This window comes from Actinomycetota bacterium (assembly GCA_030019255.1).
Classification (GTDB): domain Bacteria; phylum Actinomycetota; class Geothermincolia; order Geothermincolales; family RBG-13-55-18; genus Solincola_A.
Window position 1 is genome coordinate 153,939 of record JASEFK010000006.1, and the last position, 20,220, is coordinate 174,158.

At 64.1% G+C, this 20,220-nt stretch carries 15 protein-coding genes; 10 read left to right on the top strand and 5 right to left on the bottom strand.

The window, feature by feature from the left end; translation table 11 throughout:
• Nucleotides 1-94: 94 nt before the first annotated feature.
• Nucleotides 95-1,009: an alpha/beta fold hydrolase gene (locus QME84_07210; GenBank protein ID MDI6874054.1), complete on the bottom strand. Its 915-nt coding sequence runs from the start codon at nucleotides 1,007-1,009 to the stop codon at nucleotides 95-97.
• Nucleotides 1,010-1,218: 209 nt separating this feature from the next.
• On the opposite strand from QME84_07210, the gene QME84_07215 reads away from it, so the two are divergent.
• From QME84_07215 to QME84_07225, 3 genes are read left to right on the top strand one after another with little or no spacing between them, the layout of a single operon-like run.
• Nucleotides 1,219-1,662: a hypothetical protein gene (locus QME84_07215; protein MDI6874055.1), complete on the top strand. Its 444-nt coding sequence runs from the start codon at nucleotides 1,219-1,221 to the stop codon at nucleotides 1,660-1,662.
• Nucleotides 1,659-3,185, top strand: coding sequence for a GMC family oxidoreductase (locus QME84_07220; protein ID MDI6874056.1), 1,527 nt, complete (start codon nucleotides 1,659-1,661; stop codon nucleotides 3,183-3,185). The genes QME84_07215 and QME84_07220 overlap by 4 nt, the downstream gene beginning before the upstream one ends.
• A gap of 17 nt (nucleotides 3,186-3,202) precedes the next feature.
• Nucleotides 3,203-4,045: a hypothetical protein gene (locus tag QME84_07225; GenBank protein ID MDI6874057.1), complete on the top strand. Its 843-nt coding sequence runs from the start codon at nucleotides 3,203-3,205 to the stop codon at nucleotides 4,043-4,045.
• Nucleotide 4,046: 1 nt separating this feature from the next.
• Here the strand turns inward: QME84_07225 and QME84_07230 are convergent, their stop codons facing one another.
• The 3 genes from QME84_07230 to QME84_07240 all read right to left on the bottom strand — a co-directional run bounded on the left by QME84_07230 (nucleotide 4,047) and on the right by QME84_07240 (nucleotide 6,513).
• A complete protein-coding gene (locus QME84_07230; protein MDI6874058.1) occupies nucleotides 4,047-4,550 on the bottom strand; it encodes a pentapeptide repeat-containing protein in 504 nt (167 codons plus the stop codon).
• A gap of 305 nt (nucleotides 4,551-4,855) precedes the next feature.
• Nucleotides 4,856-5,278, bottom strand: coding sequence for a hypothetical protein (locus QME84_07235; protein ID MDI6874059.1), 423 nt, complete (start codon nucleotides 5,276-5,278; stop codon nucleotides 4,856-4,858).
• The gene (locus QME84_07240; GenBank protein MDI6874060.1) at nucleotides 5,278-6,513 is read right to left on the bottom strand and encodes a hypothetical protein; all 1,236 of its coding nucleotides are present in this window, start codon (nucleotides 6,511-6,513) and stop codon (nucleotides 5,278-5,280) included. Before QME84_07240 ends, QME84_07235 begins: the two co-directional genes overlap by 1 nt.
• A gap of 945 nt (nucleotides 6,514-7,458) precedes the next feature.
• Between QME84_07240 and QME84_07245 the strand changes: the two genes are divergently transcribed.
• The 3 genes from QME84_07245 (at nucleotide 7,459) to QME84_07255 (ending at nucleotide 11,967) form a co-directional block, all read left to right on the top strand.
• Nucleotides 7,459-9,222 (top strand): methylmalonyl-CoA mutase family protein, encoded by a 1,764-nt coding sequence (locus QME84_07245; protein ID MDI6874061.1) that lies wholly within the window; start codon nucleotides 7,459-7,461, stop codon nucleotides 9,220-9,222.
• Nucleotides 9,223-9,354: 132 nt separating this feature from the next.
• A complete protein-coding gene (locus tag QME84_07250; protein ID MDI6874062.1) occupies nucleotides 9,355-11,454 on the top strand; it encodes a radical SAM protein in 2,100 nt (699 codons plus the stop codon).
• 96 nt (nucleotides 11,455-11,550) lie between these two features.
• Nucleotides 11,551-11,967, top strand: coding sequence for a cobalamin B12-binding domain-containing protein (locus tag QME84_07255; protein MDI6874063.1), 417 nt, complete (start codon nucleotides 11,551-11,553; stop codon nucleotides 11,965-11,967).
• Between the two features lie 48 nt (nucleotides 11,968-12,015).
• Here the strand turns inward: QME84_07255 and QME84_07260 are convergent, their stop codons facing one another.
• A complete protein-coding gene (locus tag QME84_07260) occupies nucleotides 12,016-13,377 on the bottom strand; it encodes an MmgE/PrpD family protein (protein ID MDI6874064.1) in 1,362 nt (453 codons plus the stop codon).
• Between the two features lie 726 nt (nucleotides 13,378-14,103).
• On the opposite strand from QME84_07260, the gene QME84_07265 reads away from it, so the two are divergent.
• The 4 genes from QME84_07265 (at nucleotide 14,104) to QME84_07280 (ending at nucleotide 20,219) form a co-directional block, all read left to right on the top strand.
• Nucleotides 14,104-15,645 carry a long-chain fatty acid--CoA ligase gene (locus tag QME84_07265; protein ID MDI6874065.1) on the top strand — a complete coding sequence of 514 codons (1,542 nt, stop codon included), beginning with the start codon at nucleotides 14,104-14,106 and terminating at the stop codon, nucleotides 15,643-15,645.
• Nucleotides 15,646-15,904: 259 nt separating this feature from the next.
• Nucleotides 15,905-16,705 carry an enoyl-CoA hydratase-related protein gene (locus QME84_07270; GenBank protein MDI6874066.1) on the top strand — a complete coding sequence of 267 codons (801 nt, stop codon included), beginning with the start codon at nucleotides 15,905-15,907 and terminating at the stop codon, nucleotides 16,703-16,705.
• A gap of 660 nt (nucleotides 16,706-17,365) precedes the next feature.
• The gene (locus tag QME84_07275) at nucleotides 17,366-19,855 is read left to right on the top strand and encodes a pyruvate formate lyase family protein (protein ID MDI6874067.1); all 2,490 of its coding nucleotides are present in this window, start codon (nucleotides 17,366-17,368) and stop codon (nucleotides 19,853-19,855) included.
• A 64-nt stretch (nucleotides 19,856-19,919) separates the two neighbouring features.
• On the top strand, nucleotides 19,920-20,219 hold the full coding sequence (locus QME84_07280; protein ID MDI6874068.1) for a hypothetical protein: 300 nt from the start codon (nucleotides 19,920-19,922) through the stop codon (nucleotides 20,217-20,219).
• Nucleotide 20,220 lies beyond the last annotated feature (1 nt).

Sequence of the window (20,220 nt, forward strand, 5' to 3'; positions counted from 1 at the left end):
TCCACTGCATCCGGGTTCTTGTGTTTTGTGGGTAAGGTAGACGGCAAAGCGCCCCGCCGGATGTTCGATTCTAAAAGGTCTAAGACGGTGCATCTCAGGCACCCAGGTGCCGGCGGAAGAACTCCTCCTGCCTGGAGACCACCTTCTCGAACCATTCTCCACGGTAAACATCGAAATGCCCCACCGGTAGATGGACGATGGTCACTTCCTTCATGCGGGAGGCGGCCTTCTCCACTGCCCTCGGCTTGATGAGGGAATCATTTTCCCCCAGGATGACCAGGGCGGGGCATCTAACCCTCCCCGCCCTCCGAGTGGGCCTGTACAGAAGCAGCTCGAGCACCGCCCGCGCCGGGCACTCGTTTTTCCAGTCGCTCCCCTCGGGAACCAGGGCCAAGTAGCCGGGCTTGCTCTCCGGGGTGTTCATGATCCCGAAGGTATCCGGGTCGGAGACGATGGGCACGCAGTAGGGTTCGCGGAAGGTGATCGCTCGTCCCAGATCCTTCAGTCCGGCCGCCGTGGCCTGCCAGGCATGCTTAAAGCCGGTATAGGCGGCGGAAGATACCCCGTCAACGAAGGGAACCTGCACGACTACCGCCGCCACCTCCGGATCGCGGGAGGCGGTGACCAAGGCGTGGCCTCCGCTGTAGGAGGATCCCCACAGGCCGACCCTCGACCCGTCCACCTCCTTCAGGGAACGCACGTAGGAAAGGGCATGTCTCCAGTCCCGGAGATGACGCCAGGGATTCACCAGGTTGCGGGGCCTTCCCTCGCTGGCCCCGAAGTTCCGGTAATCGAAGAGGAAGACCGCCAATCCTACCGAGGCGAACCTCTCCGCATAGGCGGGAAGCCCGAAATCCCTCTGGGCCCCGAAGCCGTGGGCCATGACCACCACCGGTGGCCTGTCCACCCCCTCCGGAAGGTAAAGCCAGGCCGCGCAGCGCAGCCTCCCCACCCGGAAATAGTGGTCGGACCTGGTGAAATTCGTCTTGTCAGGCCCTGCTCCCGCCATTTTTACCCCCTTTCGACCGTCGCCGTTCCCGGATTTCTTTTTATTCCAAGTTCTTACCGCGAATCAACTCCCTTTACACGTCCCCGGCATGTCCTGCCTTGGAAAGCCGGAGCAGGAATGACGGCCAACCGCTTCTTGTGATAATATCCGGCTGGATCGCACGCATCGGGGTAGTGACCTGGATGGCATATTCTGGCAGGAGGAAGAGGATGAAGCTTTTTCCGCAGTCGCGCCTGGATGAGCTGCTTTCCGCCTATCTTGGGAATTCGTCCTCCCTCCCCCCGCCCGATCCCGAGGGACAGGCGGCCTTCATGGAGGAATATTTCCGGGCCGGCGCCCCGGAGCTGCCCTATCTTTACCGGTACTGCCTGTACTCCTTGCACCTGCTCTGCCCGTTCATGACGGGTAAACCCTTTTCCCGCCTGAACCCGCAGGCCAGGGAGGACTTTCTCAACCGCCTGCTCGCCTCGCGCAATCCCCTCCTACGGGGGGTGGCCCTGCTGGCGGGGATGCCTCTCTACATGTCCTATTACCGGCGCCCGGAGGTCTCCGTCCCCCTGGGGTTCGACCCCCAGGCCCTCCGGGAGGAGGCCGACCTTCGCGTGGTTACCAGGGACGGCACCCTTCCACCCCGCAAGGAGGGAGAGCCATGATCATCACCCCGGACATGGTCTCCACGGACCTGCGGCTTGAAGCCGACGTGGTCATCGTCGGCAGCGGTGCCGGAGGTGGACCCCTGGCCCGGGAGCTGGCTTCGGAGGGACACCGGGTGGTGGTCCTCGAGGAGGGAGGGTATTTCACCCGCGAGGACTTCAACCTCCGGCCTTCCGAGGCCTACATGCGCATGTACCGGGACGCCGGACAGACCGTGACCCTGGGCATGCCCTTCATCCTCCTCCCCCTGGGGAAGACGGTGGGCGGCACCACCACCGTCAACTCCGGAACCGCACTGCGCATGCACCGTCCCGTGCTCAAGAGGTGGCAGATGACCCACGGGCTCCGCGAGATAACCGAGGAGGAACTCAACCTCATTTACTCCCACCTGGAAGAGTACCTCTTCGTGAAAAGGGCCGACCCGGAGGTGGCGGGAAAGGTGGCGCAAACTTTCCTGGCCGGGGCGGAGAGGCTGGGCCTGTCCTGCGGATGGCTTCCCCGCAACGCCAAGGAATGCGAGGGTTTCGGGTCCTGCGCCTTCGGGTGTCCCTCCGGCTCCAAGCAGAGCGTGGACGTCTCCTTCATTCCCGATGCCCTGGCCTTCGGGGTCGACATATATACGCGCTGCCGGGCGGAGCGCATCCTGGTCCGCGACGGGCGCGCCGCCGGCGTCGCCGCCTCTTTCCTGGACCCGGGGAGCGGGAAGCCGAACGGCCGCCGCCTGGAGGTGGAGTCCCGGGTAGTGGTGCTCTCCGCCGGCGCCGTTTACACTCCCTTCCTCCTCCTGCGGCAGGGCCTGGCCAACTCCAGCGGCCAGGTGGGGAGGAACCTACAGATCCATCCCGCCGTGCAGACGGTGGCCCTCTTTGACGAGGTACTGGGGCCGCCCCGGGGCATCCCCCAGGCCTGCTACGTGGACGAGTTCCAGGGGGAAGGCATCATGCTGGAGGGCGGCACGGTACCCCCCGAGGTGCATGCCCTGGCCCTGCCCTTCGCCGGCCGACGCCACATGGAACTCATGGAAAAATATCCCAATATGGGCATTTTCGGGGGCATGGTCTCGGAAAGCGACTCGCGGGGAAGGGTGGTGGACCTGCGCAGGCCGGGGAATCGACCCGCCATGCTCTACAACCTCCGCGGCCGCGACGTGGAGAAGGCCAAGGCGGCGGTGGCGCTCATGGCCGAGATATGGTTCGCCGCGGGGGCCCGCCGGGTCTTCACGCCCATCGCCGGGCATTACGAGCTGAGCGGGCCCGGGGACCTCCGCCGCCTGGAGCGTGCCAGGGTGAGAGCCTCGGACTTCTACGGCATGAGCGCCTACCACCCCCTGGGGACCTGCCGCATGGGGGACGACCCGGCATGGTCGGTGGTGCGCCACACCGGGGAGACCTGGGACGTGGAGAACCTCTTCATCTGCGACGGGAGCATCCTTCCCTCCTCGCCGGGGGTCAACCCCCAGCTGACCATCATGGCCATGGCCATGCGCATCGCCGGGTTCATCGATGAAAGGCTTTCCGCCTGAGGGAAGGGGGCGGGAGCATGGTCGACATGGAGGAAAGGGAATTCCTGGAAACCTTCCATTCCCTGGTGGGCAAGGCCCAGCACCACAACATCCAGGACCTCAACCTCCTGGACGAGGCGACCAGGGAAAGGGTCTACGCGCTGCTCATCCCCGGGAAGATATTCGACCTCTTCGGCATCGACCGCGAGACCCTCACCAACCCCCGGGGCGAGAAGGTGGTGGAGATAAAGGCCCCCACCCGGTCCACCTTCGCCATCATCGAGGTGCGGGAGAACCCGGGGGACCGGGACTACATCTTCTACTTGGAGATAGAGGACACCCCCCTCTACAAGATCGAGATAAACTTCCTCATCATCAACGACCCGCGCAGCCCGCGCTTCGACACCGACGTGGACGAACAGGGGCGGCGCACCAAGTTCGCCACCGTGCGCCGCAACATCCCGGAGGAGATCCGGGCCATGGAGGCCGGGCTGGCCCCCGGACAGGTACGGCGCGGCCTGCGCCTGCTGCGGGACTTCGTCTCCCTGGCGGAGAAGTTCATCACCGCCATGGGCCAGGACATGGTCATCGCCGAGCCCCTGACCTACAACACGGCCATCCTCTTCGAGTACTACGGTTTCAACTACATCCGCGGCCGCCGCAGGATGGAGGAGATCCACGCCGGGTTCCAGCCGGGCGGCGAATTATTCCAGAAGCTGGACGGGAGCACCCCCTTCCGCAGGCCGGGAATGGAGAAGACGGTGCGCGGCCGGGCCTGGGCCATCCACGACGGCATCCTGGGGGAACCCTGGCGGGGCATCGAGATGTACCGCACCCGGGAACCGGCCAACGTGTGCACCTTCCCCGGCTGGGTATACTGATTCACCGCCCCGGGAAACGGTAACCCTTTACTCCCTCCACCCTGGCGCCCCTGAGCCTGGCGTCCGTTAGGTCCACGTCCTCCATGTTCGCGCCGGTGAAATCGGAGTTCTCCAGGTTGGTTCCCAGCATCATGGCCGAACGCAGGTCCGCCCCGGAAAAATCCACCCCCGTCGCCAGGGACTTATTGAGCACCGCACCCACCAGCCGGGCCCCGCGCAGGCTGGCCTCGCTCAGGTGACAGCCGCGCATGTCCGCCCCCTCCAGGTCACACCCCGAGAGGTCGGCGCCGTGCAGGTAGGCACCCACCAGGTAGGACTTGCGCAGGTTGCACCCGGCCAGGTTGGCCTCTCCCAGGTTGGTGCGCATGAAGTGCACGTACTGCAGGTCCATGCCCCGCAGGTCGGCGCCGTAAAGGTCGGGGACGACGTAGACGTTGTTCCTCCTCCACTCGTTCCAGGCCTCCACTCCCCGCTTGAGTATCTCCAGGTGCTCGGGGTCCGCCATCCGTGCTCCCTCCCTCGGTCCTCTTTCGTCCGCCGTCTTTCGCCCATGCCCATTCCCCGGGCACCGGCGTCACTTGAATCCTCCCCGATCGTGCCCTCCCACCGGGCCCGAATCTTCCTCCCGCCTCTACGCCGGCCCTGTAAGCCGGGGTGGACAGGGTAGAGTATACAATGCCCCGGAGCGCCGGGTTGGCATCCCGGGGGTGTACATCCTCGTTACTTGAGGGGACCATGCGCCCGGCGCACGTTCGGGGTGAGCCCGCCGGCGGGGCACGGGACAGGCGAAAAAACAGGCTTTACCGAACCTCACACCCGGCGAGGGAACTTCCCGCCTTCCGCGAGCTCCCACACCCTTTCCAGGACCACGCGCCTGGCTCGCGCGGCCAAAAATAGGTTGACCGCCAGGAAGACGACCGCGGCGCCCAGGGTGGGCCAGGAACGGAAACCCAGGGCCACCCCCAGGTGCATCGCCCCCCTGGCCCATACCAGGGGATACCCCCCGGGGAACATCCGCCGCCTCCCCCTCCCCCGCCGCGCCTTCCATTCGCCGCGCCGCCTCAGGGTGTACAGGAGGCCGCCGCCCCACAGCAACACCCCGGCGGGCACCGCCAGCCAGGCGGGAAGCGGGATGCGCCAGTGCAGGAGGTAGGCGGCCACCACGCTGCCCATTATCAGCAGGGACTCCACCCATAATAGGGCGCGCAGTCGGTAGCCCGCTCGACGTGCCATCATCCACCTCCCGCGTACTCATCGTGCAGGGTCAGGATATAGAGGTAGGAGGGGATGCCCAGGGCGGAATCCAGGGGATCGCCGGTCGGGCGGCAACGCCCGAAGACGATCCTCTTCCCGTCCGGACCGAAGCACATCTCGGTTATCTGGGTGCCGGAGGGACGATACTCGTACGGACCCGTTTCCTCCATGACGTAGACAGGGTCATATTCCGGGTAACCGGGCTCGGTGAAGTGAGTAAGCCGGGTCTTACCCGATCCGTCGACCCGCACGATGTATATCTCGTCCTCGTGGCCCACGATACCCTTGGTCTCCTTGAAGGCGATGAGGGTGCCGTCGGGCGAATAAGAGGGGTCCTCGTCGTGCAGCCAGACGCTGTCCGTCAGCCTTTCCACCAGCCTCCCCTCCAGGTCGCAGGTGAACAACTCCCCGGCCACCGCCCGCCCGTTGGTCTCGGCGAGCACGGAGTAGCAGCCTATGAAACCCTGGTCTCCGGGCACGAACCCGTTGGCCTCGTTGAGGGTGTAACCCGGGGGCGGCTCCAGCTTCCTTAAGTTGGAAAGCTCCGGCCCCTCCGGCCCGAAGGCAATATCGGCGTAGACTATCCTCCAGGCCAGCATCTCCTCCCCCACCCGGTAGGTGAACTGCTCGGAGGAATGGTAGGCACCGGGGTGACCATAGGGCGGGCCGGAGGGCCGGTCTCCCGGAAGAAGGAGGTCCCCCTCCTTCCCGTTGGGATATTTTTCCATGGAATATTCCTCGCACCAGAAGACCTTGCTCCCATCACCTGAAAAGGAGGGCTCTATGACCGCCCAGTTCTCGGGGTAGTCGGTCAGCCTCCAGAAGCGGGAACCGTCCGCGGTCATGATCCACACGTTGTGGTTCCGCCCCCAGCCGGGCCGCGCCGATGCACCGTGTTTTAAGCGAGGATAGGCGGCGTTCTCCGCGGTGAAGATGATGTAATCCCCGCTCGGGTGCCATGCCGACTGGCCGCGGTGCCCGCATCCCTCCAGGGCTTCCTTTCCCGCCGTGAGGCATACCGCGTCGCTTCCGTCCGGACGGCAGACGAAAACTTCGTACCGGCCATCCACGAGGTCGGTGAAGGTGATCAGGTCGCGGCTCCAGGACCAGCGGGGGAAGGATCCGGTGCGGATGCGCTCCACGGTCACTGCCCCGGGCTTTTCCGGCTGGGCCGCTTTCCCTCCGCATCCCAGGTGGAGGGCGACCAGGATCAAAGTGGCCAGGAGCGCCGGCCGGAACGCAATCCGGCCCCGGGGCACGCCCCCCGGGGAAAAATCGCGGACCTGAGGTTTGAGACCTGCGCTCTTGGCTTCCAGGCCAGGGTTCCGAAACCCGTCCCGAGCGACATCTCTCCTCTTTCTCAGTCCTTTACGCATCCTGAGCCCCCTGCCCGTTTCCGCACCGGCGGCGCGGATTACTTAATCACCGCGATTACAAGCCATTTGGGCGAAGAGCGTTTCGACACATGAATTGTCCCGCTTTACAATACCGCACACTTGCACCTATGCATGATTCCGCGAATGGAAACCGGCTTACCCTTACCATCATCTTCATCCCAGCACCTCCCGCTATCACTATGCCGGCGCCGCACGATTTCCGGGTCCGATCCTCTACCTGTCTTATGGCCCGATTTTCGTCCATAAATGTTAAGAATCCTTTATGCGCGGATTAAGCATTTCAACGCCTTGGGACGCTTCATCCAAAGGCGGGACGCACGAAGCCGGGGTGAGTTTGCCCGGATGAGCCCGGATATGACCGGCCGGAGAGGACGCATACCTTTTCCGGTTCTATACGCGGCTTCGGCTCTTTAAAGAAGATTTTTCTCGCGGAAACTCGGGCAGAGATGCATGGTTGATTTTATCTCTCCTCATCCATCTTGCCAGGACACCGAATATATAATAACTTTAGTAAAAGTGAACTGAGCTGGTCGGTGGTGCGGCTGCGCACGGCGAGAAGGGTCAGGGGGGCGGGTTGGGAACGGGAATTTGCCGCTCCCTGGGAAATGAACCGTAAGAGCAGGATACAAGGATGCGGGAATTTATAATCTTTATGTCGGCCGGATGCCATGCTCCTTGCTCCCTGGGCAATCCCAAGGAGACATATCGAGCTTTTAAAGTTCTACGACCCACGTGCACCACGAGCAGGGAAAGGGGGATGAGATGACCGAGGACCTGGACCGGATAAGCGAGGCGCGCCGTGCCTGGGAGGAGGGGCCCCTGGCCAAGGCCCTCCAGAGGTTCCCCTACCTGAACAAGGACAGCTGCCGCTTCTACACTCCCCTGGACATCGAGCCCTTCGACTTTTTGGAGAAGGTCGGCTTCCCGGGCACCTACCCCTTCACCGCCGGCACCTTCCCCATCGAGCCCATGGCCGGCCTGGCCCGCCTGGCCTCCCTGGCCGGGGGAAAGGGGGAGATACCCGGGGCCGGTGGCCAGACCCGCGCCGCCATCTACTCCGGGTACGGCACCCCGGAGGACACCCGGGACTACTACAGGGGCCTTATCGAGCAGGGGGGACGGGGAGGTCCCAACCTGGCCTTCGACCTCCCCACCCAGTGCGGCTACGACTCCGACCATCCCCTGGCCGAGGGGGAGGTGGGCAAGGTGGGGGTGTGCGTGGACACCCTGGCCGACTTCGAAATCATCTACGAACCCTACCGAGGGGACCTCGACCTGGACCGCATCGCCTCCAACTTCACCATCAACGCCCCGGCCAACGTGATCATCGCCATGTACGCCGCCCTGGCCGAGAAGCGGGGCATACCCCTGGAAAAGTTGCGGGCCACCCCCCAGAACGACATCCTTAAGGAGTACATCGCCCGGGGGACCTATATCTTTCCCCCGCGGCACGCCCTGCGCATGTTCCGGGACAGCCTGGTGTTCATCACCCGCCACATGCCCAACGTGAACATCACCAGCATCGGCGGCTACCACATCCGGGAGGCCGGGGCCACCCGGGAACAGGACCTGGCCTTCTCCATGGCCATCGCCATCGAGTACCTCAGGGTGGGGGTGGATGCAGGCCTCCAGGTGGACGAATTCGCCCCCCGCTTCACCTTCAATGCCTTCGGAGGCTCCATGGAGATGCTCAAGGAGATCGCCTTCCAGCGGGCGGCGAGGCGCATGTACGCCAGGATACTGAAGGAGCGTTTCGGGGCCCGGGACGAGCGGAGCATGCGCATCCGCCAGGCCCTGGGGGCTCACATCGGGCCCTCCTCCACCACCCTACAGCGCCCTCTGAACAACCTCACCCGGGCGGTCATCGGGGCGGTGGCCAGCGCCCTCTCCGGCGGCCGGCCCCTCCCCTTCCCTCCCTACGACGAGCCCCTAGGCCTGGGGTGGAGCCTGGAGGCCCTCCAGCTGGCCCAGGACGCGGGAAGGATCATCGCCTGCGAGGCGCGGCTCCTCGAGTATGCCGATCCCTTCGCCGGCTCCTACTGCATGGAGTCCCTCACCGACGAGATCGAGAGCGCCGCCTGGGAGGAGCTGGAGAAGATAGAGAAGATGGGCGGGGCGGTGGCGGCCATCGAGAACGGCTACATGCAGAGGGAGATATCCCGCAGCGCCTACGAGCGCCAGCGGGCCATGGAGCGGGGGGAGAGGCTGGTGGTGGGGGTGAACTGCTTCACCGGGGAGCACGAGCTGGAGGTGACCACCAACCGGCTGGTCCCCAACCCCTACGACCCCGAGAGGAGGGAACGGGCGGAGGAGAGGCAGAAGGCCCGCCTTTCGGAGATCAAAAGGTCCCGGGACAACCGGGAGGTGGCCCGGCTCCTCCGGGAACTGGAGGCCCTGGCCAAGAGGGAGGAGGAGAACCTCATCCCTCACCTCATCCAGTGCGTCAAGGCCTACGTGACCGAGGGGGAGATATGCGAGGTGCTGCGGGGAGTCTTCGGGGAGTACCAGGCGGTCTCCCCCTTCTGATTGCGGCGGAAGGGGGGGCGGCCTTCCGCCCGGAGGGCCCGGGCGGGGCGGGCGTCCCGCGGACGGGTGCGCGGAGTTCGCGACCCGGGCGCCGTGCGGACCCCGGACCGGCATCCGGAGGTGGGGGCGGAGATGGACGAAGGGCAACCCTTGCCGGTAACCGAGAGGGCAAGTCCCGGACCTGAAACGGCGAAGCCAGCGGAGGAGGGCGCGCTCTTCCGCTACCCCCTGCACCCCCCGGCGGAACCGCGGACCGGCGATCCCCCCCTGGTGGAGTTCACCCGAGGCCTGCTGCGCGACCTCCTCTCCATCCTCCGCCTCCGGAGCGAAGGAAGGGAGGTGGAGGTGGAGGGGTTCCGCTTCCTGGGCCCGGATAAGGCGGTGCATTCCATCCATGTCCCGCCCCGCGAGGGAGCGGAGGAACTCGAAGATTCCGGGATGGCCGGCCCATCCGCGCCCCGTCCTCCCCTCCCCGGATGCCGGGGGGAACACCCGGAAGGAAAGGGAGACCTGGGGGCCGGCTCCGATGCAGTCCCCAGCCCGGGGAAGGGGCGATTCCCTCCCGGCGCGGTAAAAGGACTTTTGGCAAGGAAAGAGATCTCAGAGGCACCGGTCCGGGAAGGGATCCAGGGCCTCCCGCCCTTCCTCAACCGGGAGAACGCCGCCCTCTACGAGCCCCGGTTGGAGTTTTTGGCCCGGCTGCTGGAGAACCTGCTCTCCCTGGTGCAGCTGGAGGCCGGAGGTCGGCCGGTGGAGGTGGACGGATTCCGCCTGCGCCGCCTCTCCGACTGGGCGGACGCCCCGGTGCCGAGCGCCCAGGACGTAATCCTTCACGCCGCCGACCGCTGCTCTTGCCGTTGCCGGTTCTGCTACCTGCGGGGTTCCCCGCCCACCCTGCATTACCATCCCCCCTTCGACCCGGGGGACGACTGGAGGAGGCTGGAGGCCAGGATTCGTCACTACCGCCCCCGGGCGCGGCGGGGGCTCTTCCCCACCTTCGGTGGCCCGCGGGAGCCGTTCGCTCATCCACAAATTCTCCCCTTGCTCCGATCCCTCCGCGAGACCACCGATGAACCCTTGCGCCTCTCCACCAACGGATGCGCTCTAAGTCCCGATCTCATAAGCGAACTGGCGAAGCTGGCCCCCCTCTTTCTGGACCTCTCCCTCAACAGCTCCGACCCCGCCCGGCGCTCCTTCCTCATGGGTGACCCCGAGCCGGGGAGGGCCATCTCCTCCCTGCCCCGCCTGGCGGAGGCGGGCATCCCCTTCGCCGTGACCGTGGTGGCCTGGCCGGAGCCCTCCCTGGAGGAGATGCTGGAGGACCTGGGAAGAACCTGCCTGTACGCCGCGGGTTGCGGGGCCCGCATGGTACAGGTCAACCTGCCGGGTTACTCCCGGTTCTTCTCCCCGCGACCCCTCTTCGATACCGACGAGGTGTGGGGAGCCGTGGTGCGGCGGGTGCGGGAACTGCGCCAGGACATCCCCTGCCCGGTGGTGGTGAGCCCCGCCCTCTACGAGGAAAACCTCGTCCGGGAACGGAAGAACCTTGCGGAGGTGATAGGGGTGGTGCCCAACTCCCCGGCCGCCTCCTGGGGGCTTGAGCCGGGAGACGTCATCCTCCGCCTGAACGGGATCAACGTGTTTAACCGCCCCCAGGCCCGCGACCTGCTCACCCTTTTGCAGGAGAGCGGGAAGGGGAGGATGTCCATCCTGGTCGACCGGGGGGGTAAGAGGGTGGAGCTGGAGGGGGAAAGAAGCCGGTGCCGCTACCCCTTCGATTTTCATACCGGGACCCACCTGGGGGTGGTGTTCATGGGGAGCGGTCTGCGCCTCTCCTACCTGCGGGACCTGGAGGACCTCATCCGCTCCTCTGGGGCGCGCCGGGTGCTCTTTCTCACCTCCCGGCTGGTCCGCCCCACCCTCGAACAGATGCTGCGCGAACGCCCGCTGAGCCTCCCGGAGGGCGTGGAGCTGCACTTGAGCGTGCCGGAGAACCGCTTCTTCGGGGGAAACATCATGCTCGGCGATCTTTTGGTGGTGCAGGACTTCATCGATCACCTCCGGGAGTGGAGGGAGAGGAAGGGGTTTGCGCCCCACCTGGTGGTCATACCCTCCTCGCCCTTCCGCCTCAGCGGCTGGGGGAGGGACCTGACCGGTCGGGTGTATCTGGACATCGCCCGGGAGACCGGGATGCGGGTGGAACTCCTGGAATGCGAGGCGGTCATGGACTGAGGGGAAGGTGGCCATCCGGAAGACCGAAAGGGATGGGACTAGGTGATGGACAGAGCGTCAGGAGCGCGAAAAGGTGAAGGACAAGGGAGGCAGGAAATGGCATCGAAGACGGAGGGCAAGGTCATCCGGGTACTTATCGCCAAGCCCGGTCTTGACGGGCACGACCAGGGAGCCAAGGTCATCGCCTACGGCCTCAAGGACGAGGGGTTCGAGGTCATCTACACCGGCCTGAGGCGCACCCCGGAGGAGATCGTCAACGCGGCCGTGGACGAGGACGTGGACGTCATCGGCCTCTCCATCCTCTCCGGGGCTCACCTGAGCATTGCGCGGCGTGTCATGTCCCTTCTCCGGGAAAAGGGCGTGGAGGACAAGATGGTCCTGGTGGGAGGCATCATCCCTCCCGAGGACATCCCCAAGCTCAAGGAGATGGGCGTGGCCGAGGTCTTCGTCTCCGGGACCTATATCTCCCAGGTGGCGGAATTCATCCGCTCCCGGTTGGGTGTCTCTTCCTGAGGCAACCCCGGTTATCTGCACCAGAGGCGGCGTGAGTCGGACAGTGCCTCAACCCTGGTAGGCACGCACCAGCCTATTCACGTGCTCCAGATTCTCCAGATCCCGCAACATCTCCAAGGTGGAATCGGCGACCCGGTAGCTCAAAACGCTCCCCACGCATTCGCGGTATTTATCGTAGATCTGCTCCTCGCTCATGGGATTGCCGGGTTCGCCGAGGGGCCTTTCGGCCTTCCCCACCGCTTTCCCGCCGGACTTCAGGTGCACTACCACCTCGGAGGCGAAAGGGCTAGTGATCTCCCCTTCCAGGTCCTGCCAGTCGAAGCGGCGTATCACATGCACTATCGGCTCCGAGGTGACCACCTGGTCCCTGAACTGCCCCACTCCCACCTTGCCCCAAAGCAGGGCGGCGGCCACGCAGAACTCCAGGCTAAACTTTCCCTCCGTGCCCGTCTTCGGCTCGTGGTAGACGAGCACCGATCGCAACCAGGAGGGCACCCGGCACTCCACCCTCTCCACCTCGGAAGCGTCGATATTTCCCATCTTCTTCCATTCCTCCCTGGCCGCCAGGGCGGCGTCGATAGCGCCCTGGGGGCCGCGGCAGCAGGGATAGGGCTTGTAGGAGAGACCGGGGTCGATGAGCTCATAGGGCTCTCCGAGGGTCCCGGGTAGCTCCCCCGCTTTCTCCAGGTCGGAAGTGAAGACCCGGGCGAATCCGTTCTCCCCGTAGAGAGCATCCGGGTTGGCGGTGAACCCCCGGGAGGCCAGCTGGGCGGCCATAATCCCGTTCATGGCCGCGACTCCGGCGTGGAGGGGCTTGGTCATGGTTCCGAAGTTAGCCCGGATGCCCGTGGCCAGGGAGCAGGAGATGCCTAGGGCATGGACCATCCTTTCCTCGGCGAGCCGCAGGAGCTTGCCGCAGGAGGCGGCGGCGCCCAGGACCCCCAGGGTACTGGTATGGTGCCAGCCCAGCATGTAGGAGTTCCCGCCCAGGGCCGCTCCGACCTTGGCTGCTACCTCCAGGCCGGCCACGTAGGCCAGTAGGCAGTCCCTTCCCGGGGACTCCAGAACCTCCCCCAGGGCCAACACGGCCGGGACCAGGGCCACGGAAGGATGGCCCATCATGCGGAAACTGACGTCGTCGTAATCCAGGGCGTGGGCGGCTGTCCCGTTGGCCAGGGCAGCCCAGGGTGCCGCGCTTTTCTTGAAACCGTAGAAGAGGGTGGCTTCACCCTTTGCACACATGGAATCCACCCACTCGGCGGCGATGCGTGAACTCTCATCCTCCAGGCCGGCTATGGTGACCCCCAGGCAATCGATGAACGGGAGCTTGGCCGCCTCCACCACCTCTCCCGGCAAGTCCTCGTACTTCAGGCCACAGACGAACTTCCCCACTTCCAAGAGCTCGTTCATTTTCGACCCCCCTTGTTCGTTTTTCATACCCTTAACCGGTATCAACCCGTCCACTTCCCGGCTCCACCCCCGTTGACGCCCCGGGGTTCCGGGGCTGGCCCACGGGAGGGTATACCGGGTACCGCTCACGCATCCATGCCCCTTTTCAGATCGCCTCTCGCCCGAAGAAGCCCCCGTCAAACCCCGGATCACCGTAACGGTAGAGGAAGCCGACTCCCGCCCTTTCGAACCGTGGCTCAACCAATGGTATCCTTTCCACTCCCCTCCGGAAAAGACCAGCAGCCGGAGTGAGGCCACCACGGTTATCGATATGAAACCGAAGCCCAGCCGACACGACAATTATGCACCATGAACTTAACCTTCAATTTTCCTGATGATATCAAAGATACCAACGGGCGTAAAGAAGGGGTTCATGTTTCAAATTTTTTCTTTATTTAAGCCAGATATAAAAATTCTGTCGGCGCATCTGCGCATTAATTATTTTAGGATTGTTGTACTTTCCTACTTTACATATAGTGAACTTTCCTCCATAATTATTCGCGCGGGCTGACGGACGACAACGGGCGGCTGCTAAATTCGTCTTGGCGACCGTGTGAGGAACTTCCTTGAGGACTTCGCCGAACCATTTTCCGCAGCCATCGTCGCCCACTTATTCGCATTCTCGAAAGAAAGGTTCCGCGGCCCGGGGCTCAGGGTGAAGCACGGGTATGAACGGGGGTGACAACGATGAACGTGGGCAACTGGGCCACCAAGCGGGCGCTCTTCCCGCTCACCAGGGACAAGACGGCCTTCATCAGCGGTGACCGCTCCCTTACCTACACGGAGTTCAACCACCGTGTTAATCAAGTGGCCAACGGCTTACTGGAGGCGGGCCTCAAGAAGGGCGAGCGGGTGGCCGCCCTCTTCTTCAACAGCATAGAGTTCATGGAGGTGTACTTCGCCTGCGCCAAGGCGGGGTTCATCTTCATCCCCCTCAACTTCCGCCTCACGCCCCAGGAGCTGAACGATATATTCACCGACACCAATCCCCGGGCCTTCTTCTTCCACCCCGAGTTCGCGGGCACGGTGGGACAGCTGCGGGAACTCTACCGCGAACCGATAGAGGTTTTGGCCACCGCCGGGGAGCCAGTGCCGGAGTTCGCCTCCCCTTACGAGGAGTGGCTCTCGGAATTCGGGGAGGAGGAGCCCGCGGTCCACGAGCCCCCGGGCATGGAGGACCCCCAGATGATCATGTACACCTCGGGAACCACCGGGCGGGCCAAGGGGGCCGTGCTCCCCCACCGCAAGACCTTCTGGAACACCTTCAACGACACCCTGGAGCTGCTCTTCGACATGGAGGCCGTATCTCTGGTCTCCATACCCCTGTTCCACTCCGGGGGCCTGAACATCATCACCATGCCCACCTTCTACATAGGGGGCACCACGATCTTCCAGAGGTTCTGGAACCCCGAGGAGGCCCTGCGCCTCATCGAGCGCCACCGGGTCACCCACTTCGGGGCCGTGCCCACCATGCTCCAGATGATGCTGGACGTTCCCGACTTTTCCCGCTACGACCTGAGCTCCCTCAAGGGGGTGGGGGTGGGAGGAGCCCCCGCCTCCCGGGAGCTTTTGGACCGCATCCTGGAGCGGATGAAGGTGCCCCACCTCATCCAGGTCTTCGGGTGCACGGAGACCTCCATCGTCCTCTCCTGCTCCAACATGGAAAAGATCGGCAGCGCCGGCATCCCCATGTTCCACGCCGAGGTCCGGGTGCTCAAGGAGGACGGCACGGAGGTGGTACCGGGATCCGGCGAGGTGGGGGAGATATGCACCCGGGGCCCCTACGTCATGCTCGGCTACTGGAACCTCCCCGAGGAGACCGCCGAGGCCATGAAGGACGGGTGGTTCCACTACGGGGATCTGGCCACCGTGGACGAGGACGGGTACGTATATATCGTGGACCGCAAGAAGGACATGATCATCTCCGGGGGGGAGAACATCTACCCCGCGGAGGTGGAGAAGGTGCTCGCCGAGCACCCCAAGGTGAGGGACGTGGCGGTCATCGGCATGCCGGACGAGAAGTGGGGGGAGGTGGGCCACGCCCTGGTGCTCCTGGAGGACCCCGAGGACCCCCTGAGCCTGGAGGAGATGGAGGCCTTCTGTGCGGGGAAGCTGGCCCGTTACAAGATACCTAAAAAGATCACCTTCGTGGATGCCATCCCCCGCACCCTCACCGGCAAGATATTGAAGAAGGAACTGCGCAGGCTCTACGGCGGGGGCCGGGATTGAGACCGCGGGAGGGAAGCCTCCCCGCCCCGGAGGGAGGCCCTGGACCGTGTTTTCCGGGGGGATCCCGCTCCCCTTGGCCAAGGGTAAGGAGGCCCCCGCCCTTCGGCCCGGGCCCTGTGCGACCGCGCCGGTGGAGGCGGCCGCCCCGGGCGGAACGTCCTCCAACGGGGAAGGGAGATGACCCGTTTAAGGAGAAAAAGTCAACGGCTTGTCCTGGAAGGAGAAGGCCAAAGGCCTTGGGACGTGAAGGGAGGTCCCCATGAACCAAGAAGAGGAGCTCCTGGTGGAGGTGAGGGAGCCCCTGGCCTTCCTCACCATCAACCGGCCGGAGCGCCGGAACGCCCTCTCCGTCTCCCTCCTCGTCTCCCTGGCCCAGGCCCTCCAGGACCTGGCCGAGAAGGGAACGGTGCGCTGCGCCGTGCTGCGGGGGGCGGGGGACCGGGCCTTCTCCGCGGGCATGGACCTCACCGCCATCCCCGAGGGTCTCCCCGCGGAGGTCCAGGAGCGCATCCAATCCCAGGGCCCCCTGCAGTACGGCCTGGAGGCCATCGAGGAGTGCCCCTTCCCGGTCATCGCCATGATCCGCGGCTACTGCGTGGGGGCGGGGTGCGAGACCAGCATGGCCTGCGACCTCCGGGTGGGGGCGGAGGACTGCCGCATGGGGATGCCCCCCGCGCGCCTGGGCATCGTCTATCCCCCCGAGGGCCTGCACCGCTTCCTGCGCACCATCGGCCTGGCCGCCACCCGGAAACTCTTCCTCACCGCAGAGCTCTTCGGTGCCCACGAGGCCTACCAGATGGGCATGCTGGACTACCTGGTCCCCGTCCCGGAGCTGGAGGCCTTCACCGAGGATCTGGCCCGGCGCATAGCCTCCAACGCCCCCCTCTCCATCTCCGGGCACAAGCGCATGCTGCGCATGCTCACCCACCCCCTTCCCCTGGCTGAGGAGGAGCGCCGGGAGGCCGATGCCATCATGGCGCGGGCCCTGGCCAGCGAGGACGCCCGGGAGGGCATCGCCGCCTTCCGCGAGAAGAGGGACCCGGTGTTCAGGGGTAAATAAGGGCCTTTCTCCCGCGGACTTGACCTCCAGTGGAGCAACCTGAACGAGACCCGGAAGGCTCGTTCCCCTAACCGCTCGTCGCTTACGGAGATGACCCGAGACGGCGCATGGCAGCGGAATGCCGAGCCGGGAAAGGCAGTTGAAGGATTTCAAAAAACCCCTTGAAAAATATGTTCACTTTTACTAAAATAAGCCTCAAGATGATTGCTGTTATTAAGGCATAATAAGAAATATTAATAATTTATTACTATAGTAATAGTGTAAATTGCTTACTTAAACGCTTTTGAATTTTGACTAACTAGGATTCGGAAAAACGTCTGTACCACCGCCCGATTATTCCGCAGCAGGATTCGCCCCACGTGATAAGCAGCCATCGAGGGGGTGAGCTTTCCCCGTTTGAGGAACCGTGAAAGGCGAATCGGCCGATGAGCTCCGCAGGAGCGTGAAAGAGAAGGTGCGCGGTTTTCGTCTCAAATAGGGGGCTCGTGAATGGAAAGGCGTGCCATTCGCGAGGGCAACGGGCACGGACATCCGGCCGGAGAGGCTGTCGGGAAGGGAGGGATGAAAACCCGAAAGGAAAGCAGTGGGATTTTCTCGGTTTGAAGGAAAGAACGTTGCTTTCACAAGCGGGGGGCAACCGGAAGAAGAAGGGGGTAGATGATGTCGGCGGTTGAGATGCGAACCATCGAGGAGATCGAAAAGAGCGGTCAGTGGTGGTGGTGGGCGGAACACAAGAGGTCGAAACGCCTGGATTACCTGCGCAAGGCGGTATGGAAAAAGGGGGCCAAGGGCTCCGGTTACCAGCCGGGAGTGAAGGTGGACCTGGAGAGGGCCGTCCTCTTCACCGAGGCCTTCAAGGCCAACGAGCACGACTCCCTGCGCATGCGCTATGCCAAGGCTCTGGCCAACGTGTTCGACAACATCACCATCTTTATCCAGGACCACGCCCAGATCATGGGCTACCTGGGTTCCCGGCCCCACACCATCGTGTGGCACCCGGAGATCCTCTTTCTGCTCAACGAGGACCTGTATAACGACCGCACGGTCATACCTGAGCCTGTGGATGAGAACCTGAAGCTCATCCGGGAGCTCTGCGACTACTGGAACCCCCAGACGGCGGGGGCCAAGGTCTTCAACCTGGTCCCACCGGAGGAGATCGTCAAGCTCCTAACCGGGGTTATCGGTTGGGGGCTTCCCATCTCCCGCATCGGCTACGCCACCAAGCAGTGGGACTACATGTTCCGCTTGGGTCTGGAAGGCATCATAGCTGAAATAGACGAGCGTATTAAGGAGGCCGAGGAACGCATTTACAACAAGGTGCCCGATCCCGAGGACCTCCCCTACTACGAGAAGCTTGACGTCTGGAAGTCCATGAAGGTGGTGCTGGAGGCGGTCATCCGCTGGGCACGCCGCTACAGCCGCCTGGCCAGGATCATCGCCGAGCACTTCGAGACCGACCCCCAGCGCAAAGAGGAGCTCCTGCGCATCGCCGAGGTCTGCTGGAAAGTGCCAGCCAAGCCCCCGGAGCACCTGCACGAGTCCCTGCAGTTCGACCATTTCATCCAGATTGCCTGCCGCTACGAGGCCTGCGAGGGCGCCTGGCCGGCCCGCCCCGATTACTGGCACGGTCCCTTCTACGACAAGGACGTCAACCGGGACAAGATCCTTACCCGGGAGGAGGCCCTGGATCTCACCGGAGAGTTCCTCATCCGCTGCTACGAGGTGGGATGGTTCTGGTTGATGCTGGCCCGCGACACCCTGCAGGGCATCACCGGGACCTGGGTATGGACAATCGGCGGGGTTAACGAGGACGGGACCGACGCCTGTAACGACATGACCGACTGCCTGCTGGAAGCGGCCCGCCTGGTACGGGTGGCCAATCCCACCTTCGCCTTCCGTTACCATCCCAACGTGAGGATGCAGACCCTGCGCCAGGTCTTCGAGTGCATCCGGCAGGGATTGGGATATCCTTCCATGCGCAACGATCCCATCCTCATCACCAACGCCATGCATTGGCACAGGCATCCGTTGCGGGAGGCGCGGCGCTGGGTGCACCAGGCCTGCATGTCCCCCTGCCCGGATACCAAACTGGGATGCCAGCCCTTCCGCATGGCCAACGCCACCATCATCGCCGCCAAGGCCATCGAGTATGCCCTATTCGACGGGTACGACAACGTGCTCCAGATGCAGTTCGGACCCCATACCGGGGATGCCACAAAGTTCGAGACCTTCGAGGAGCTCTACCAGGCTTGGTACACGCAGATCAAATGGATGATGGACACCCTGGTAAAACTGACTAACGGCGGCCGCTTCATGGCCCAGTTCCTGGACCCCCGCCCCCTGCTCTCCGGACTCTACGAGCGCTGCGTGGAGCTGGGCGTGGACTCCTCCCATCCCTCGGAGCGCGGCAATTCCTGGATTACCTTCTTCGCCTGGATGGAGACCGGGGACAGCCTGGCCGCGGTGAAGAAGCTGGTTTTCGACGAGAAGAAGTACACCATGGCCCAGCTCATCGAGGCTCTCAAGGCCAACTGGGAGGGCTACGAGGAGATGCGCATGGACTTCGTGCGCGCTCCCAAGTGGGGCAACGACGACGACTACGTGGACCAGATCCACATCCGCTGCCACCGCGACGTGGCCAGGCACTCCTGGGAAATAATGGATCCCACCGGGAATCCCTGGCCTCCGCTGCCGGAGAACATCGCCGCCTACGTGACCAACGCCACCAAGGTTTGGGCGCTGCCCAACGGGAGGAGGCTTGGCGACACCCTCTACGACGGCGGGTGCTCCCCCGGGGCGGGGCTGGACAAGAAAGGTCCCACCGCCGTCCTGCGCTCGGTGGCCAAGATCGACCACATCGGGGACGTGCGAGCCACCCTGCTCAACCAGCGCCTGTCCCCCCAGCAGCTGGCCGGCGAGAAGGGCTTCCACATCTGGCACTCCTACATCAAGACCTGGGCCGAACTGGGTATCGACCACGTGCAGTTCAACATGGTGGACAACGAAACCCTGAAGGCGGCCCAGAGGGAACCGGAGAAGTATCCCGAGCTCATCGTGCGCATCGCCGGTTACAGCGCCCATTTCGTGGACCTGAACAAGAAGACCCAGGACACCATCATCGCCCGCAACGTGCAGGAACTGGGCGTATGAGGGAGATCGCGTTGAAACCGCCGGTGCTACCACCAGCGGGGTCGCTTGAAAAGGGGGTAGAGCGATGAGCGACTGGGAACAGCTCCGCCAGCAGTGGCTGCAGGGGGCCATCTCCAAGGGGCGCCGTGATATGCCGGAGAAGGCCTGCGGCATTTGCAGTAACTTCCGGCAGAATTCGGCCTCCGCGGCCGGTGATGGTTTCTGCACGGCCATCAAGATGGGGGAGAAGAACAAGCCGGTCTTCGACAATACCGATGCCGCCGACTGCCCGCACTTCCGGGAGATCGACCGCGTGCGGACGGACACCAGTGAGTTCATGTGGGATCCCCAGTTCCGGCCGCAGAGGCAGATCCAGGAGAAGTAGG

What these genes read in the sequence shown, in the direction of transcription:
- QME84_07210 (MDI6874054.1), bottom strand. Translation starts at nt 1,009, where the DNA reads ATGGCGGGAGCAGGGCCTGACAAGACGAATTTCACCAGGTCCGACCAC.
- QME84_07215 (MDI6874055.1), top strand. Translation starts at nt 1,219, where the DNA reads ATGAAGCTTTTTCCGCAGTCGCGCCTGGATGAGCTGCTTTCCGCCTAT.
- QME84_07220 (MDI6874056.1), top strand. Translation starts at nt 1,659, where the DNA reads ATGATCATCACCCCGGACATGGTCTCCACGGACCTGCGGCTTGAAGCC.
- QME84_07225 (MDI6874057.1), top strand. Translation starts at nt 3,203, where the DNA reads ATGGTCGACATGGAGGAAAGGGAATTCCTGGAAACCTTCCATTCCCTG.
- QME84_07230 (MDI6874058.1), bottom strand. Translation starts at nt 4,550, where the DNA reads ATGGCGGACCCCGAGCACCTGGAGATACTCAAGCGGGGAGTGGAGGCC.
- QME84_07235 (MDI6874059.1), bottom strand. Translation starts at nt 5,278, where the DNA reads ATGGCACGTCGAGCGGGCTACCGACTGCGCGCCCTATTATGGGTGGAG.
- QME84_07245 (MDI6874061.1), top strand. Translation starts at nt 7,459, where the DNA reads ATGACCGAGGACCTGGACCGGATAAGCGAGGCGCGCCGTGCCTGGGAG.
- QME84_07250 (MDI6874062.1), top strand. Translation starts at nt 9,355, where the DNA reads ATGGACGAAGGGCAACCCTTGCCGGTAACCGAGAGGGCAAGTCCCGGA.
- QME84_07255 (MDI6874063.1), top strand. Translation starts at nt 11,551, where the DNA reads ATGGCATCGAAGACGGAGGGCAAGGTCATCCGGGTACTTATCGCCAAG.
- QME84_07260 (MDI6874064.1), bottom strand. Translation starts at nt 13,377, where the DNA reads ATGAACGAGCTCTTGGAAGTGGGGAAGTTCGTCTGTGGCCTGAAGTAC.
- QME84_07265 (MDI6874065.1), top strand. Translation starts at nt 14,104, where the DNA reads ATGAACGTGGGCAACTGGGCCACCAAGCGGGCGCTCTTCCCGCTCACC.
- QME84_07270 (MDI6874066.1), top strand. Translation starts at nt 15,905, where the DNA reads ATGAACCAAGAAGAGGAGCTCCTGGTGGAGGTGAGGGAGCCCCTGGCC.
- QME84_07275 (MDI6874067.1), top strand. Translation starts at nt 17,366, where the DNA reads ATGTCGGCGGTTGAGATGCGAACCATCGAGGAGATCGAAAAGAGCGGT.
- QME84_07280 (MDI6874068.1), top strand. Translation starts at nt 19,920, where the DNA reads ATGAGCGACTGGGAACAGCTCCGCCAGCAGTGGCTGCAGGGGGCCATC.